Origin of the sequence: Brevundimonas olei (genome assembly GCF_037055245.1) — a bacterium.
In the GTDB taxonomy this organism is placed as follows: domain Bacteria; phylum Pseudomonadota; class Alphaproteobacteria; order Caulobacterales; family Caulobacteraceae; genus Brevundimonas; species Brevundimonas olei.
Genome location: NZ_CP146369.1, coordinates 1745349 through 1759137, shown reverse-complemented (window position 1 = coordinate 1759137; position 13789 = coordinate 1745349). Strand labels below are relative to the sequence as shown.

Annotated in this window: 16 protein-coding genes; 8 read left to right on the top strand and 8 right to left on the bottom strand. The window is 66.4% G+C overall.

Annotated elements, in window-relative coordinates; translation table 11 throughout:
- Positions 1–13: 13 nt before the first annotated feature.
- From tatC to V8J38_RS08365, 3 genes are read right to left on the bottom strand one after another with little or no spacing between them, the layout of a single operon-like run.
- Positions 14–901, bottom strand: coding sequence for a twin-arginine translocase subunit TatC (tatC, locus tag V8J38_RS08375; protein ID WP_338574818.1), 888 nt, complete (start codon positions 899–901; stop codon positions 14–16).
- A complete protein-coding gene (gene tatB / locus V8J38_RS08370) occupies positions 898–1491 on the bottom strand; it encodes a Sec-independent protein translocase protein TatB (protein ID WP_338574815.1) in 594 nt (197 codons plus the stop codon). Before tatB ends, tatC begins: the two co-directional genes overlap by 4 nt.
- 23 nt (positions 1492–1514) lie before the next feature.
- Positions 1515–1730, bottom strand: coding sequence for a twin-arginine translocase TatA/TatE family subunit (locus V8J38_RS08365; RefSeq protein WP_003166998.1), 216 nt, complete (start codon positions 1728–1730; stop codon positions 1515–1517).
- Positions 1731–1843: 113 nt separating this feature from the next.
- On the opposite strand from V8J38_RS08365, the gene rnhA reads away from it, so the two are divergent.
- Positions 1844–2296 carry a ribonuclease HI gene (gene rnhA / locus V8J38_RS08360; protein ID WP_338574810.1) on the top strand — a complete coding sequence of 151 codons (453 nt, stop codon included), beginning with the start codon at positions 1844–1846 and terminating at the stop codon, positions 2294–2296.
- Here rnhA and V8J38_RS08355 read toward each other — a convergent pair.
- From V8J38_RS08355 to V8J38_RS08345, 3 genes are read right to left on the bottom strand one after another with little or no spacing between them, the layout of a single operon-like run.
- Positions 2293–2751: an NfeD family protein gene (locus V8J38_RS08355; protein ID WP_338574808.1), complete on the bottom strand. Its 459-nt coding sequence runs from the start codon at positions 2749–2751 to the stop codon at positions 2293–2295. The genes rnhA and V8J38_RS08355 overlap by 4 nt on opposite strands.
- Positions 2752–2754: 3 nt before the next feature.
- Entirely contained in the window at positions 2755–3720 is a 966-nt protein-coding gene (locus V8J38_RS08350; protein WP_409450008.1) for an SPFH domain-containing protein, read from the bottom strand.
- A gap of 52 nt (positions 3721–3772) precedes the next feature.
- Positions 3773–4225: an NUDIX hydrolase gene (locus V8J38_RS08345; protein WP_291774990.1), complete on the bottom strand. Its 453-nt coding sequence runs from the start codon at positions 4223–4225 to the stop codon at positions 3773–3775.
- Positions 4226–4302: 77 nt separating this feature from the next.
- Between V8J38_RS08345 and V8J38_RS08340 the strand changes: the two genes are divergently transcribed.
- From V8J38_RS08340 to V8J38_RS08325, 4 genes are all read left to right on the top strand, one after another.
- Entirely contained in the window at positions 4303–5706 is a 1404-nt protein-coding gene (locus V8J38_RS08340) for an FAD-binding oxidoreductase (RefSeq protein ID WP_291774987.1), read from the top strand.
- 95 nt (positions 5707–5801) lie between these two features.
- A complete protein-coding gene (yaaA, locus tag V8J38_RS08335; RefSeq protein ID WP_291776119.1) occupies positions 5802–6575 on the top strand; it encodes a peroxide stress protein YaaA in 774 nt (257 codons plus the stop codon).
- Positions 6576–6641: 66 nt separating this feature from the next.
- Complete coding sequence (locus V8J38_RS08330) at positions 6642–7439, top strand: 3-hydroxybutyrate dehydrogenase (protein WP_338574802.1); 798 nt, start codon at positions 6642–6644, stop codon at positions 7437–7439.
- Between the two features lie 40 nt (positions 7440–7479).
- Positions 7480–8505 (top strand): patatin-like phospholipase family protein, encoded by a 1026-nt coding sequence (locus V8J38_RS08325; protein WP_338574800.1) that lies wholly within the window; start codon positions 7480–7482, stop codon positions 8503–8505.
- On the opposite strand, the gene V8J38_RS08320 is transcribed toward V8J38_RS08325, so the two are convergent.
- Positions 8502–9440 (bottom strand): L-threonylcarbamoyladenylate synthase, encoded by a 939-nt coding sequence (locus V8J38_RS08320; RefSeq protein WP_338574797.1) that lies wholly within the window; start codon positions 9438–9440, stop codon positions 8502–8504. The genes V8J38_RS08325 and V8J38_RS08320 overlap by 4 nt on opposite strands.
- Positions 9441–9577: 137 nt before the next feature.
- Here V8J38_RS08320 and V8J38_RS08315 point away from each other — a divergent pair, with 137 nt between their 5' ends.
- From V8J38_RS08315 to V8J38_RS08305, 3 genes are all read left to right on the top strand, one after another.
- Positions 9578–11362 (top strand): acyl-CoA dehydrogenase, encoded by a 1785-nt coding sequence (locus tag V8J38_RS08315; protein ID WP_338574795.1) that lies wholly within the window; start codon positions 9578–9580, stop codon positions 11360–11362.
- A gap of 29 nt (positions 11363–11391) precedes the next feature.
- Positions 11392–12168, top strand: coding sequence for an energy transducer TonB (locus tag V8J38_RS08310; protein WP_338574793.1), 777 nt, complete (start codon positions 11392–11394; stop codon positions 12166–12168).
- 63 nt (positions 12169–12231) lie between these two features.
- On the top strand, positions 12232–12984 hold the full coding sequence (locus V8J38_RS08305; protein ID WP_338574791.1) for a hypothetical protein: 753 nt from the start codon (positions 12232–12234) through the stop codon (positions 12982–12984).
- Here V8J38_RS08305 and V8J38_RS08300 read toward each other — a convergent pair.
- Positions 12942–13778: a serine protease gene (locus V8J38_RS08300; RefSeq protein ID WP_338574788.1), complete on the bottom strand. Its 837-nt coding sequence runs from the start codon at positions 13776–13778 to the stop codon at positions 12942–12944. The genes V8J38_RS08305 and V8J38_RS08300 overlap by 43 nt on opposite strands.
- Positions 13779–13789 lie beyond the last annotated feature (11 nt).

The window sequence follows — 13789 nt, the reverse complement described above, 5'->3', positions numbered from 1 at the left end:
ACCGCTCCATGGATCAGGCCGTCAGTCCCTCGGCCTGATCGGCCTTCTTGCGGCGCAGCTCGATGATGCGGACGCACCAGATGGAGACCTCGTAGAGCAGGACCATCGGCACCGCCAGCATCAGTTGGCTGATCGGATCGGGCGGCGTCACCACGGCGGCGACCACGACCACGGCGACGATGGCGTATCGACGGCCCTTGGCCATCATCTGGCTGTTGATCAGGCCCGCCAGACCCAGCAGGGTCATCACGACCGGCAACTGGAAGCACAGGCCGAAGGCCAGGATCAGCGCCGTCACCAGGTTCAGATAATCCGACACCTTGGGCAACAATTCAGCCGCCACGCCTTCGCCGATGATCTGCTGGCTCAACGAGAACCACATCACGAAGGGCAGCATGACGTAATAGACCAGCGCCGCGCCCAGCAGGAACAGCACCGGCGCTGCGATCAGGAAAGGCAGGAAGGCGCCCTTCTCGTTGCGGTAAAGGCCCGGCGCGACGAAGCGGTACAGCTGCCAGGCCAGAACCGGGAAGGCCACGATGACGGCGCCCAGGCCCGCCAGCTTCATCTTGGTGAACAGGATCTCCAGCGGCGCGGTGTAGATCAGGCGCACGCTGTTGTGGTCCACGTCCGGCACCGGGATCAGACCGGCGGTGCCTAGGATCAGGTTGAACGGCGACACATGGCCGTGTGCGCCTACCGTCTGATGAAAGGCGGCCGAAACGACATAGGGCTTCACCAGGAACAGGTAGAGCGTCTCCGAAAAGGCGAAACAGCCGATGAAGGCGATGATGAAGGCGACCACGCAGATCATCAGCCGCGAACGCAGCTCGATCAGGTGATCCATCAGGGGCGCGCGCGAAGCCTCGATCTCGGCTTCATCGTGGTCGGCGCGGCTCATAGGTCGACCTTCTTGGTACGCGCGACCTTGGGCCGTGAAGCCGGCGGTTTCAGCGAGGATGTCTTAGCGTAAGGCTTTGCGGCCGTCTTTCGCGTCCTGGCCTTGGCGCCGCCGTCCGCAGAAGCGGCGCTCGCCTTCTTGGCGCGCGGTTTTGGAGCGGGCTTGGGCTCAGGATTCAGGACGGCAGGCGCCGCCGCCGTATCCGGCCACTCGTCGACGCCCGTGGCCACGGTTTGGGCTGCCTCGTCCGTCTTGGTTGCGGCGGACGTGGCGACGGCCGGCGTCTCGATCGGCGCCTCCAGCTCCTTGCGGATATCCTTGAAGGCTTCGTCCGCCTCGGCGCCGAGGACGTACATCCCCTGCCCCGATCGCAGCGCCTCGACCTCCTTGCGCAGGTCGTCCAACTCGGACTGGCGCGCCATCTCGTCGAAGCTGGCGCGGAATTCATTGGCCATGCCGCGCGCCTTCGCGACGAACTGGCCGACCTTGCGCATCAGCATAGGCAAGTCCTTTGGCCCTACGACAAGCAGGGCCACCAGACCGATGACAAGGATTTCGAACCCGCCGATTCCGGGGCCAAGACCACCCATGATTCAGCGTCTTTCGGCGAGGATCAGCGGTTCAGTTCTTCTTTTTCGGCCTCGGTGCGCGGCAAGGCGCCCGGGGCTTCCTTGCCCTTGGCGTCCGTGTCGTCCTTCAGGCCGTCCTTGAAGGCGCGAATGCCCTTGGCGGCGTCGCCCATGATGCCCGACAGCTTGCCGCGGCCGCCGAAAAGGACCAGCACGACGACGACGACGATGGCCCAGTGCCAGATGCTCATGGAGCCCATGGCGATACCTCCTCAAGGGGACTCACCGAGACGCGGCCCCACCAACTGATTGTTGTGCGTCATATAGGCTGAGTGATGGCGACGCGCCAAGGGACGCTGTACGCATCGCGGCCATGAGTCTCAACGATCACGTCATCATCCATACCGACGGCGCCTGCAAGGGCAATCCTGGCCCTGGCGGCTGGGGGGCGATCCTGCAAACCGCCTGCGGGCACGAAAAGGAACTCTGGGGCGGCGAGCCCCTGACGACCAACAACCGCATGGAGCTGATGGCGGCGATCATGGCCCTGGAGGCGCTGAAACGCCCCTGCCGCGTCGACCTGCACACCGACAGCAAATACGTCATGCAGGGCGTGACCGAGTGGATTCGCGGCTGGAAGGCGCGCGGCTGGAAGACGGCCGACAAGAAACCGGTCAAGAACGAGGACCTGTGGCGGCGCCTGGACGAAGCTCGCAGCCGCCACGAGGTGAAATGGCACTGGGTCAAAGGCCACGCCGGTCATGCCCTGAACGAACGCGCCGACGGCCTGGCCAATCGCGGGGTGGCGGAGATGCGCGGGCGCTAGACCGCCCGCACCTTCAGCAGGGGACCGGATACTGATTCGATGATGACGCTCTCGCCCGCCAGGGGCGAGGCGCCCTCGATTTCCGCCGGCCATTCCGAGCCGGACACGAAGACCCGGCCGCGACCGCCGACGAAGGCTTCGACCACGCGGGCGCGTTCGCCGACCAGACGGATGTCGCGATCATTGATGTCGGGCTGATCCTTGGGGTTCACCCGCTTGATCAGACGGCGCGACAGAATGGTGGACGCCACGGTCAACGCGGCGAAGACGCCGATCTCGACCGGCAGGCCCAGTTGCGGCGCCAGCGCCGACAGCAGGGCCGTCAGCCCCGCCGACACCGCCGGCCACAACAGCCACTCGGTCGAAGCCGTAGCCTCGATCCCCAGCAGGACGACGCCGACCGCCAGCCATAGCCAGAACGGCTGGGCGGCGTAGAGGGAGACGAACCAATCCATGGCCTACTCCGTCGTCGGCACGGCGCCGCCCGAACGACGCGCGGCGCGCGGCGCAGCCTGACGCGCGTCCGTGCGGACCTGCTGCTGCTCCTTGGCCAGGCCGACCAATTCGCCGACGCCGGCGATGGTGCCGACCAGGGCGCCCATTTCCGACGGCACGATGACCGTCTTCTGTTGCGGGCTGCGCGCCAGTTCGGCGAAGGCCTCCACATACTTCTGGGCCACGAAGTAGTTGATGGCGTTGACGTCGCCGCGGGCGATGGCCTCCGACACCATGGCGGTGGCCTTGGCCTCGGCCTCGGCTTCACGTTCGCGGGCCTCGGCGTCGCGGAAGGCGGCCTCGCGGCGGCCCTCGGCCTCCAGGATCGCCGCCTGCTTGGCGCCCTCGGCGCGGGCGATGGCGGCCTGCTTCTCGCCGTCCGCCTCGGTGATGACGGCGCGACGCTCGCGCTCGGCCTTCATCTGACGGGCCATGGCGTTGGTGATGTCGACCGGCGGCGTCAGATCCTTGATCTCGATGCGGTTGGCCTTGATGCCCCACGGCTCGGTCGCGGCGTCGATGACGTGCAGCAGCCGGGTGTTGATGCTGTCGCGCTGGCTCAGCACCTCGTCCAGCTCCATCGAGCCGACCACGGTTCGCAGGTTGGTCATGCACAGCTGGGCGATGGCGTAGGTCAGGTCATCGACGCGATAGGCCGCCTTGGCCGCGTCCATCACCTGGATGAAGACGATGCCGTCGACCTTCACCATGGCGTTGTCGCGGGTGATGACCTCCTGGGTTGGCACGTCCAGCACCTGCTCCATCATGTTCATGCGACGGCCGATACGCTCGACGAACGGAGTCAGGATGTGGATGCCCGGCGTCAGGGTCTTGGTGTATTTGCCGAACCGTTCCACCGTGAATTCACGGCCTTGCGGCACGATCTTGATCACGCTGAACAGGAAGATGAGCGCGAAGACCGCGAACATCACAAAGAATATCAGCGAAAAATTCATAAGGCCCTCCAGTTGGAAGGAGAGCTTAACCGCCCCGACGACGGCGCGCTACAGAATCCGGTTCCGTCAGCATGACATCCGCGTCAGCCATCGTGCGCGCGATCCCGATAATGCGGCGCGTCTCTTCCCAGTCCACCTTGGCCAGGGCGGTCTCGAACGGAAAGAAGGCCGCCTCGGCCGCATCGTCGCCCGCGACTGGCGCGCCAGACAGCCACCGGGCCGCATAGTCGATCAGAACGTAATGTCGCCCCGCCTCCGGAAAGAGCCCGTCCACCACATCGACCAAACCGATCAATTCCGCCTCGACGCCGGTTTCCTCCCGCAGTTCGCGCAGGGCTGCGTCAGCCAGACGTTCGCCCGGCTCCAGACGCCCGCCGGGCAGACTCCATTCCCCCACGCGCGGCGGCGTTCCGCGACGGATCAGCAGCACATCATCGCCTTTCAGGCACACTACGCCCACAGCCGGCGTCGGAATCATGTTTTGCCCTTGAATTGACCGCCAGAAGGCAAGGTTTTGCGCTTCCACCACGGCGCGCCTTTTGCCACAAGGCCGATATGACCCTCCCGACGCCAGAATCGCTCGCTGAACTCAAAGCCGCCCTGCCCGGCGCCTGGACCCAGGACGCCGCCGAGATGGCGCCGTGGCTGACCGAATGGCGCGGCCGCTGGACGGGCGAGACGCCGCTTCTGCTGCAACCGCGCACGACCGAAGAGGTCGCCCGCGCCGTAGAGATTTGCGCCCGTCACGGCGTGGCCATGGTGACCCAAGGCGGCGGCACCGGCCTCGTCGGCGGCCAGATTCCCTATGGCGAGGTCTTGCTGTCCACGCGCAAGCTGCGGACCGTGCGCGACGTGACGCCGCTGGACGACGCCATGACCGTCGAGGCGGGCGTGACCCTGCTCGAGGCGCAGGAACTGGCCAAGGAGAAGGACCGCTTCTTCCCCCTCAGCCTCGCAGCCGAAGGCTCGGCCACCATCGGCGGCGTCATCTCGACCAACGCGGGCGGCACGGCGGTTCTGCGCTACGGCATGATGCGCGACCTGGTGCTGGGCATCGAGGCCGTCATGCCCGACGGTCAAGTGTTCAACGGCCTGAAGCGGCTGCGCAAGGACAACACCGGCTATGACCTGAAGCAGCTCTTCATCGGCGCCGAAGGCACCCTGGGCGTCGTCACGGCTGCGACGCTGAAGCTGTTTCCGATCATGCGCAGCCGCGCCACGGCCATCGTCGGCCTGGAGAGCCACCACGACGCCGTGGAGCTTCTGGCTCGCGCCAAGGCCGAGACCGGCGGCGGAGTCGAGGCGTTCGAGCTGATGAAGCGGCTGGGCATGAGCCTGGTGCTGAAAAACATCCCCGACACGCGCGAACCGCTGGAATCGACGCCGCCCTGGTATGTGCTGATCGAACTGGCCTCGGGCGAGCCGAACGGCGCCGAGGCTGCGATGGAGCGGTTGCTGACAACCGCCTTCGAGGAAGGGCTGATCGTGGACGCCGCCATCGCCCAGAACGACGCCCAGAAGGCCGAGTTCTGGCGTCTGCGCGAAGAACACTCTGCGGCCCTCAAGCCCGAAGGCGGCGGCTGGAAGCACGACGTGTCAGTTCCCGTATCGCGAATCGCCGACTTCATCGACGAGGCGACGGCCGCAGTCGAACGCTTCCATCCAGGCTGTCGCGTGTCGGTATTCGGCCACGTCGGCGACGGCAATCTTCACTATGATGTGATCCCCGGCGTGGGCGAGGATGTCTCGGCCTTCATCGCCCGCTGGATGGAGGGGTCAGAAGTCGTCCACGATGTGGTCGCCCGTTACGACGGGTCGATTTCCGCTGAACACGGCCTGGGACGGCTGAAAACCGGTGAGGCGCGGCGATACAAATCCCCGCTCGAGATCGCGACCATGCAGGCGATCCGACAGGCCCTCGACCCCAGGCGCATCATGAATCCGGCGGTCCTCTTCTGATGACTTGCGACCGTCTGTGACGTTTCAGGCGGTTCAAAACGTCATGGAAGCGGCCTATGAGGCCCGCTCTTGAGACGCATAGGGAGTCGATCGTCTTGCTGATCGTCCTGTCCCCGGCCAAAAAGCTGGACTTCAACCCGCCCGCCATCGACGCCCCCGTGACGCAGCGGCGATGCGCGGGCGAGACCGCCGAATTGGCCAAGGTGACGCAGAAGCTCAGCCGGGCCGATCTGCGTCGCCTGATGTCTATCTCCGACGCCCTGGCCGAACTGAACTACCAACGTTTCCAGGCCTTCGACAACGAAACCTCCGACGGCGCGCTTCAGGCCGTCTTCGCCTTCGCCGGCGATGTCTATGAGGGATTGTCGGCGCGCACCCTGTCGACCGACGACCTGAACTGGGCCCAGGATCACTTGCGCATCCTGTCGGGTTTCTACGGCCTGCTGCGGCCGTTGGATGCGATCCAACCGTACCGCCTGGAGATGGGCGTCCGGCTGAAGACCAAGCGCGGCGCCACCCTCTATGATTTCTGGGGCGAGCGGATTTCCCTGCGCCTCAACGAAGACGCCGAGAAGCTGTCTGAACGCACCCTGGTGAACCTGGCCAGCCACGAGTATTTCGGCGCGGTGGACGCCAAGGCGCTGAAGCTGCCGGTCGTGACCCCGCACTTCAAGGAAAAGAAGGACGGCGAAGCCCGCATCATCTCCTTCTACGCCAAGAAGGCGCGCGGCGGCATGGCCCGCTTCGCCATCGAGAACCGCCTCGAAAAGGTCGAGGACCTGAAGGGTTACGATCGCGACGGCTATCGGTTCGACAAGAGCCTGTCCACGGATACGGACTGGATATTCATCAGGGAAGGAAATTCCTGATCGCCAGATTGAACGACTGCGGTTAGGTTGCGTTGCAGCATCACTATCCAACGGGTTCTTTCTGTCATGTTCGCGATGAACGATCTCAAGGGCCGCGTCGCGGTCGTTTCCGGCTCGACCTCGGGCATCGGGCTGGCGCTGGCGCGGGCCGTGGCCCTGTGCGGCGGCGATGTGGTGCTGAACGGTTTGGGCGACGCGGACGCCATCGAGAAGACGCGCGCCGATCTGGCCGCTGAAACCGGCGTGCGCGTCCTCTATCACCCCGCCGACATGACCCGGCCGGATCAGATCGAGGACATGATCGCCACGGCGCATCGCGAACTGGGCCGCCTGGACATCCTGGTCAACAACGCCGGCATCCAGCACGTCGAGGCCGTCGAGAACTTCCCCGCCGACGCGTGGGAAAAGATCATCGCCATCAACCTGTCCTCGACCTTCTACGCCACCAAGGCGGCGATCCCGATCATGAAGGCGCAGGGTCGCGGCCGGATCATCAACATCGCCTCGGCTCACGGTCTGGTGGCCAGCCCGTTCAAGTCGGCCTATGTCGCCGCCAAGCACGGGGTGATCGGCTTCACCAAGACGGTGGCGCTGGAGCTGGCGCAGGACAACATCACCTGCAACGCCATCTGCCCCGGCTTCGTCGAGACGCCGATCGTCTCGAAGCAGATCCAGGACCAGGCGCGCACCCGCGGCATGAGCGAGGAAGACGTGATGAAGAATGTCATTCTCGGCTCGCAGCCGACCAAGCGTTTCGTCACGACCGACGAACTGGCGGGCGTCTTCCTCTACCTGGCGTCGGACCTCGGCGCCTCGGCCAACGGCGCCCACTTCTCCGTCGACGGCGGCTGGACGGCTCAATAGGTTTCACGGCAGCCGCACGACTCGAAAGACGGAGAGGCTGATGGCGGCGAAACGCAAACCGGTCTGTCTGGCCCTGCAGGGCGGCGGAGCTCACGGCGCCTTTCAATGGGGCGTGCTGGACCGGCTGCTGGAAGCTGATGTTCTGGACGTGCGCGCCGTCACCGCCGCCTCGGCGGGAGCGATGAACGCCGCCGCCCTGATCACCGGACTGGAACGCGGCGGAGCCGAGGGCGGGCGCGAGGCGCTGGACCACCTGTGGCGCGAGGTGAACCAGTCCGGCGGCCGCAACGTCTTCGGCGACAGCGCCGTCTGGTCCAAGGCCCTGGCGCCCGAATGGCTGAAGGGGACGCCGATGTGGCAGGCGGGTCAGACCTTGGCCCTGTCGATGAGCCCCTATTCCTTCAACCCCTTCAACCTGAACCCGCTGCGCCGGGTGCTGGAGACTGCGGTGGATTTCGAGGCCCTGCGCGCCTCCTCCATACAGATGTTCGTCTCGACGACAGCCGTGCGTGCGGGTCGTTCGCGTATCTTCAAGTCTGACGAAATGGCGCCGGAGGTGTTGCTGGCCTCGGCCTGCCTGCCCCAGTTGTTCCAGGCGGTGGAGATCGAGGGCGAACCCTATTGGGACGGCGGCTATCTGGCCAATCCGGCGCTGTGGCCGCTGTTCTACACCGACACGCCGGACGATATTCTGCTGTTGCCCCTCAATCCGTTCCAGCGCGATGAGACGCCGCGCGAAGCGGGCGAGATCAACGACCGGCTGAATGAGATCGTCTTCAACGCCCCGCTCGTCGCCGAACTGCGGGCCGTCGCCTTCGTTCAGGACCTGATCGCCGAGGGCAAGCTGAAACCCGGTGAGGATCGCCGGCGCGGCGTCCGCATCCACGTCATCGAAGCCGACGAATGGCTGGGCGGCCAGTCGCTGCATTCCAAATTCGATACGGAGTGGAGCTATCTGAACGAGCTGAAGCAGCACGGCCGGACGGCGGCTGACGCCTGGCTTGAAAACTGCCTGCCCAAGGTCGGCAAGGCGTCCAGCGTGGACGTGAAGGCGCGCTTCCTCTAGCCGACGAAGCCCGCCGCACGGCGCAGACGGTCGTTGATCGCCTCGCCCAGTCCTTTGGCTGGAATGGACGACACGGCGATCCCGGCGGGTTTAGCGCGATCCGCCTCGCGCAACAGGCGGAACAGATTGGCCGCCGCCTCCCGGAGGTCGCCGCTTGGGCTGAGGCTCCAGCGTGGGTCGCCGACGCCAGCGCCGAAGCCCAGCAGGATTTCGTCCTCCCTGGCGCCTTCCGCCTCGATGCGCACCGGCGCGTCAGGCGCATAATGGAGAGCCAGGCGGCCCGGCGAGCGATGCCCTTGCCCGCCTTCGGCCAACGGCCCGGCGACCGCCTCGATCTCTTCGCGGGTGACGGAACCGGGACGCAGCAGAGCCACCTGCCCGTCCAGCACCGAAACGACGGTGCTCTCAACCCCCACAGCGCAGGGCCCGCCATCGACCGCCGCGCCCACGGCATGGCCCGTCTCTTCCATGGCGTCGTCGAAAGTCGTCGGGCTGGGCCGCCCTGAGCGATTGGCCGACGGCGCGACGACCGGCCCGCCGAAGGCGCTGATGATCGCCCGCGCGCGCGGATGGCCCGGCACGCGCACGGCCACGCTGTCCAGCCCCGCCCGCGCCAGATCGCATACCCGCTCGCAATCCCGGACCGGCGCCACGATGGTCAACGGCCCCGGCCAGAAGGTTTCGGCCAAGGCCCGCGCGCGCGCGTCGAACACCGCGATCGTTTCCGCGTCCAGCGCATTGGCGACATGCGCGATCAGGGGATTGAAGCGCGGCCGCCCCTTGGCCTCGAAGATGCGGGCCACCGCCTGAGGATTGGAGGCGTCGGCCGCCAGCCCATAGACAGTCTCGGTCGGCAGGATGACCAGGCGTCCCGTCTTCAACGCCTCGGCGGCGATTTCGGGGCTGTCGCCCCTGGCGGGTCGGTCGGCGGGCACGGTCGCTCTTTCCTTACGCGGCGTCAGCCGTTCAAACAGGCGCGTAGAGTGCGCGGAAACTCGACCAAAGTCCAAGCGGGCTTGCGCCCCGAAGCGCGGCGGCCGACAGAAGCGTGACGTCTTTCTGAGGATAACCGATGAGCTACCGCGCCCCCGTCCGTGACATCGCCTTCGCCCTCGACGCCGTGGCCGGAATCGGTCAGGTGGCGGCGACCGGCGCCTTTCCAGATTACGACGCTGACGTCGCCTCGGCCGTGCTGGACGCCGCCGGTCAGTTTTCGGAAGAGGTTCTGGCTCCGCTGAACCGTCCCGGCGACCTGGCGGGCGCCAAATACGCCAACGGCGCCGTGACCGCCGCCCCCGGTTTCGCCGACGCCTATCAGCAGTTCGCAGCGGGCGGCTGGACCAGCCTGACCGCCTCGGTCGAAGCCGGCGGTCAGGCCCTGCCCAAGGCGCTGGAGCTGGCGGCCTATGAAACCGTCCACGCCGCCAACATGGCCTTCGGCCTGTGTCCCATGCTGTCTCTGGCCTCCATCGTGGCGCTGGAGCAGGTCGGCAACGAACATCAGAAGGCCACCTATCTGCCCAAACTGGTGTCGGGCGAATGGACCGGTGCCATGGTGCTGACCGAACCGCACGCGGGGTCCGACCTGGGCGCCCTGACGGCGACGGCGGTTCCCAACGGCGACGGAACCTACGCCCTGACCGGCCAGAAGATCTTCATCACCTGGGGCGATCACGACGCCACGGACAATATCGTCCATCTGGTGCTAGCTCGCCTGCCCGACGCGCCTGCGGGGCCCAAGGGCATCAGCCTGTTCCTGACGCCCAAGTTCGCGGTCAACACCGACGGTACGCTGGGCGAGCGCAACGCCTTCCGCCCGGTCGGCGTCGAGCACAAGCTGGGCATCCACGCCTCGCCCACCTGCGTCATGAGCTATGAGGGCGCCCGCGCCGAACTGGTCGGACAGCCGAACCAGGGCCTGGCTCATATGTTCGTCATGATGAACGCCGCTCGCCTGGCCGTCGGCGTCGAGGGCGTCGGCGTCGCCGAGCGCGCCTATCAGCACGCCCTGGCCTATGCGCTGGAACGCCGTCAGGGCCGCAGCGTCTGGACCGGCGAGAAGGACGCGCCGATCTTCGACCATCCCGACGTGCGCCGGATGCTGTCGGTGATGAAGGCCAAGGTCGCCGCCGCCCGCGCCATTTGCCTGTCGACCGGCGTCGCCGCCGACCTGGCCCGTCACGCCGCGACCGAGGAAGAGCGCAAGGCGTGGAAGGGTCGCGAAGACCTGTTCACCCCGATCGCCAAGGCCTGGTCCACGGATGTCGGCTGCGAGGTCGCTTCCATGGGCGTTCAGGTCCACGGCGGCATGGGCTTCATCGAGGAAACCGGCGCGGCCCAATACTATCGCGACGCCCGCATCACGCCGATCTATGAAGGCACCAACGGCATTCAAGCGATGGACCTGGTGGGCCGCAAGCTGTCGATGGACGGTGGCGAGTCGGCCAAGGCCCTGATCGCTGAGATGAAGACGACGCTGGCCCAGATCGACCGCCTCTATACCGGAAAGCCGGTCGAGCGCTTCGCCACCGCCATTGAGGCGGTCGAGGACGCCACCCTGTGGCTGCTGGACGCCAAGTCGGACGCCGCTCGCGCCGCCGATGTGCTGGCGGGCGCCGACGCCTATCTGAAGCTGATGGGCGATGTGGTCGGCGGCTGGATGCTGGCCAAGGGCGCCCTGGCGGCCAAGGCGAAGCTGGACGCCAATGACGGCGATGCCGCCTGGCTGCAGGGCAAGCTGGACCTCTATGAGGTCTATGCCGCCAACGTCCTCGGCCACGTCTCCAGCCGCCTGGCCGCCGTCGGTCAGGGCGGCGACCTGCTGCAACGGATGACGGTGGAGGCCCTGGCCGGCTAACGTCCAAGGCCGTTTAGGAGGACAGGGCGATGCTAGCCGCTCTCTTATCGCTCGCGGCCATCGGCGCCGGCGACATCCAGGCCGATCGCTCCATGAGCGAGAAAGCGCCTGTGGTCATCGTCAACCCGTCATGGCTCGAGGCGCCCCAGCCTTCCTATGACGACTATCCGCCCTTCGCCTGGATGATCGGCGTCAACGCCAGGGTCGATGTCGAGTGCATGTCCAACGCCCAAGGCGTGGTCAAGGACTGCCGGGTGACGCGCGAAACCCCTTACGGCCTGGGTTTTGGCGCCGCGGCCCTGGCGATCGTGCCGCGCGGGCGTCTCTCTCCTCGCAGCGTCGACGGCGTGCCCACCGCCAGCGCCATAGCCCTGTCGCTTCCGTTCTCCACCAACCCGCAGGTCCGAACCCCGCCCAAGGCGTGGCGGGAGCCGGAACCGTCGCCCGCCCATCTCGCGGCGGCGGACGCCTATGTGAGCTCCGTAGGCGACTGGCCTGTGCTCAGCTTCGCCCCCGTCGTTCAGAGCCTCGCGGAGGATCGCCGCGAAATCGTCCTGCGCTGGCTGACCGACGTGCTGCCTAACGCCGAACAATCGCGCAAGATTTTCGTCCGCGCCCTGGCTCGGACCGTGCCTCAGACCACCTTGAACCGCTGGGCCAGCGGAACCTTTGACGAGAAAGACTTCCAACTCTTCGCGGACATCCAACTGGCGGTCGACGACCAATTCCACCTCAACGCCGCCGAGATCGAACTGCGCCGGCGCTATTGCAGCCGTTACGATTGCGACGTTCCTTTGGATCGATAGACTGGCGCTTTCGAAAAGCGATTGTGGAGGGCAGCGATGGCAGGGCTTCCATTTGTGCTCAGCTTGGCCTTGCTGGGACAGACGGTGACAGCAGAATCGCTGCCGGACGCGCCGCCGTTGACGGTCGTTCCTGCATGGCGCACGCCACCCGCGCCAACACCCGACGACTATCCTCATTTCGCTTCGGTTGTCGGCATCAACGGCGAGGTTCAGGTGCAGTGCCGCACCTCGGTCGAGGGACGCCTCTCCGCCTGCACCCCCATGTCGGCGCGTCCGGCAAACCTTGGCTTTGAGGAGATCGCTGTCCGACTGGTTGAAGCAGGACTGGTTACGCCCGCCCAGGACGCCAGCGGGCCGGTCGAAGCCGAAATTATCGCGCGCGTGCCCTTCAGCGTGCCCATGGCCCTCCCGCCTAAACCCCCGGCCTGGGACGGACCTGAACCGAATCCCTCTCAACGCGCCGCTGGCGAAGACTATGCACGACGCCATCGAGCTGATCCGCTGATACGATCACGGCTGCCCTGGGGTCTGCAGCCCATGTCCCCGGAGATGCGACAAACCGTCAAATCATGGATCGACGAACTGTTCGCACGAAGCGATCAAGTTCGAGGCCTCGGCATGGCTCGCGTGCTCGCAAAACGAGATCTGGACGTGTTCCCTCGAACCAAGCCTGACGACTGGGACGACTGGACAAAAGAGATGGCGAGCGTAATGGCCGATCTATTTGACGGGACGGAAGCCGTCGCCGAACTGCGTCGACGGTTCTGCGCCCACTATGACTGCGGTCCGGCCCTGGAAGGCGACGCCGCGCCTTGAGCTGAGTCCAGCCGCTCAATCGTCTCGCGCACATACTGGGCATGAGCCACGACGCCGAGGTCCAGCCCTTCGCCGCCGCCCTGCACCTCCTGCACCAGCACCCCGGCGATAAAAGGGTGATCGGGCGCGGGCGCGCCGGGCACGCGCCGCGCCGCCGGGGTCCAGAAGACCGGCCCGCCGGAATTACCCTGGGCCACCACGAAATCGAGCAGGAATATCGGGAAATGCCGGATCGGGGTCAGCGGCCAGGAACTGATCCGGCCTAGGCGCAGGATCGGAAAGCCCGCTCGATTCGCCGACAGGCCGTGCGGATACCCCAGCGCCAGAAGTTCGTCGCCCGGCCCCATCCGCCAGCGGTCGAAGGCGTCAGCCTCGGCCAGCCAACCGACCGGGATCGCCGCCTGGGCGAAAGCGGGCGGCGCCGTGATCTCCATCACCGCCACGTCGCGCTCAGGGTGGGCGGTCCATAGCGGTGCGCCGGCCGCGTCGCGGATGGTCAGGGTTCCGGGCGTGAACTTCCAGGCGCCGTCAGCCTCGGCCGTGCGCCAGCCAATCCGCGCCTCATTACCCGGCATGACGTCCAGCACGTGCCGCGCCGTCACCAGCACGACGCGCGGCGCGCCGTCAGGTCTAGGCGCGGCGATCAGGAAGCCCGTGCCGACCTTCCTCTGACTGCCGCTGATCGGCTGGTCCAGTTGCACCGTGGCGTTGATGACGCCGACCGTCAGGTCCCATTCGGGCGGCGGCGCGGCGACGACAGCCGGTTGTTCGGGCGGAAGATCCTGAATGACCATGACGCCATTTG

Bases quoted from the DNA above. Each gene is read 5' to 3' on its own strand.
- tatC (WP_338574818.1), bottom strand. From the start codon at position 901: ATGAGCCGCGCCGACCACGATGAAGCCGAGATCGAGGCTTCGCGCGCG.
- tatB (WP_338574815.1), bottom strand. From the start codon at position 1,491: ATGGGTGGTCTTGGCCCCGGAATCGGCGGGTTCGAAATCCTTGTCATC.
- V8J38_RS08365 (WP_003166998.1), bottom strand. From the start codon at position 1,730: ATGGGCTCCATGAGCATCTGGCACTGGGCCATCGTCGTCGTCGTCGTG.
- rnhA (WP_338574810.1), top strand. From the start codon at position 1,844: ATGAGTCTCAACGATCACGTCATCATCCATACCGACGGCGCCTGCAAG.
- V8J38_RS08355 (WP_338574808.1), bottom strand. From the start codon at position 2,751: ATGGATTGGTTCGTCTCCCTCTACGCCGCCCAGCCGTTCTGGCTATGG.
- V8J38_RS08350 (WP_409450008.1), bottom strand. From the start codon at position 3,720: ATGTTCGCGGTCTTCGCGCTCATCTTCCTGTTCAGCGTGATCAAGATC.
- V8J38_RS08345 (WP_291774990.1), bottom strand. From the start codon at position 4,225: ATGATTCCGACGCCGGCTGTGGGCGTAGTGTGCCTGAAAGGCGATGAT.
- V8J38_RS08340 (WP_291774987.1), top strand. From the start codon at position 4,303: ATGACCCTCCCGACGCCAGAATCGCTCGCTGAACTCAAAGCCGCCCTG.
- V8J38_RS08330 (WP_338574802.1), top strand. From the start codon at position 6,642: ATGTTCGCGATGAACGATCTCAAGGGCCGCGTCGCGGTCGTTTCCGGC.
- V8J38_RS08325 (WP_338574800.1), top strand. From the start codon at position 7,480: ATGGCGGCGAAACGCAAACCGGTCTGTCTGGCCCTGCAGGGCGGCGGA.
- V8J38_RS08315 (WP_338574795.1), top strand. From the start codon at position 9,578: ATGAGCTACCGCGCCCCCGTCCGTGACATCGCCTTCGCCCTCGACGCC.
- V8J38_RS08310 (WP_338574793.1), top strand. From the start codon at position 11,392: ATGCTAGCCGCTCTCTTATCGCTCGCGGCCATCGGCGCCGGCGACATC.
- V8J38_RS08300 (WP_338574788.1), bottom strand. From the start codon at position 13,778: ATGGTCATTCAGGATCTTCCGCCCGAACAACCGGCTGTCGTCGCCGCG.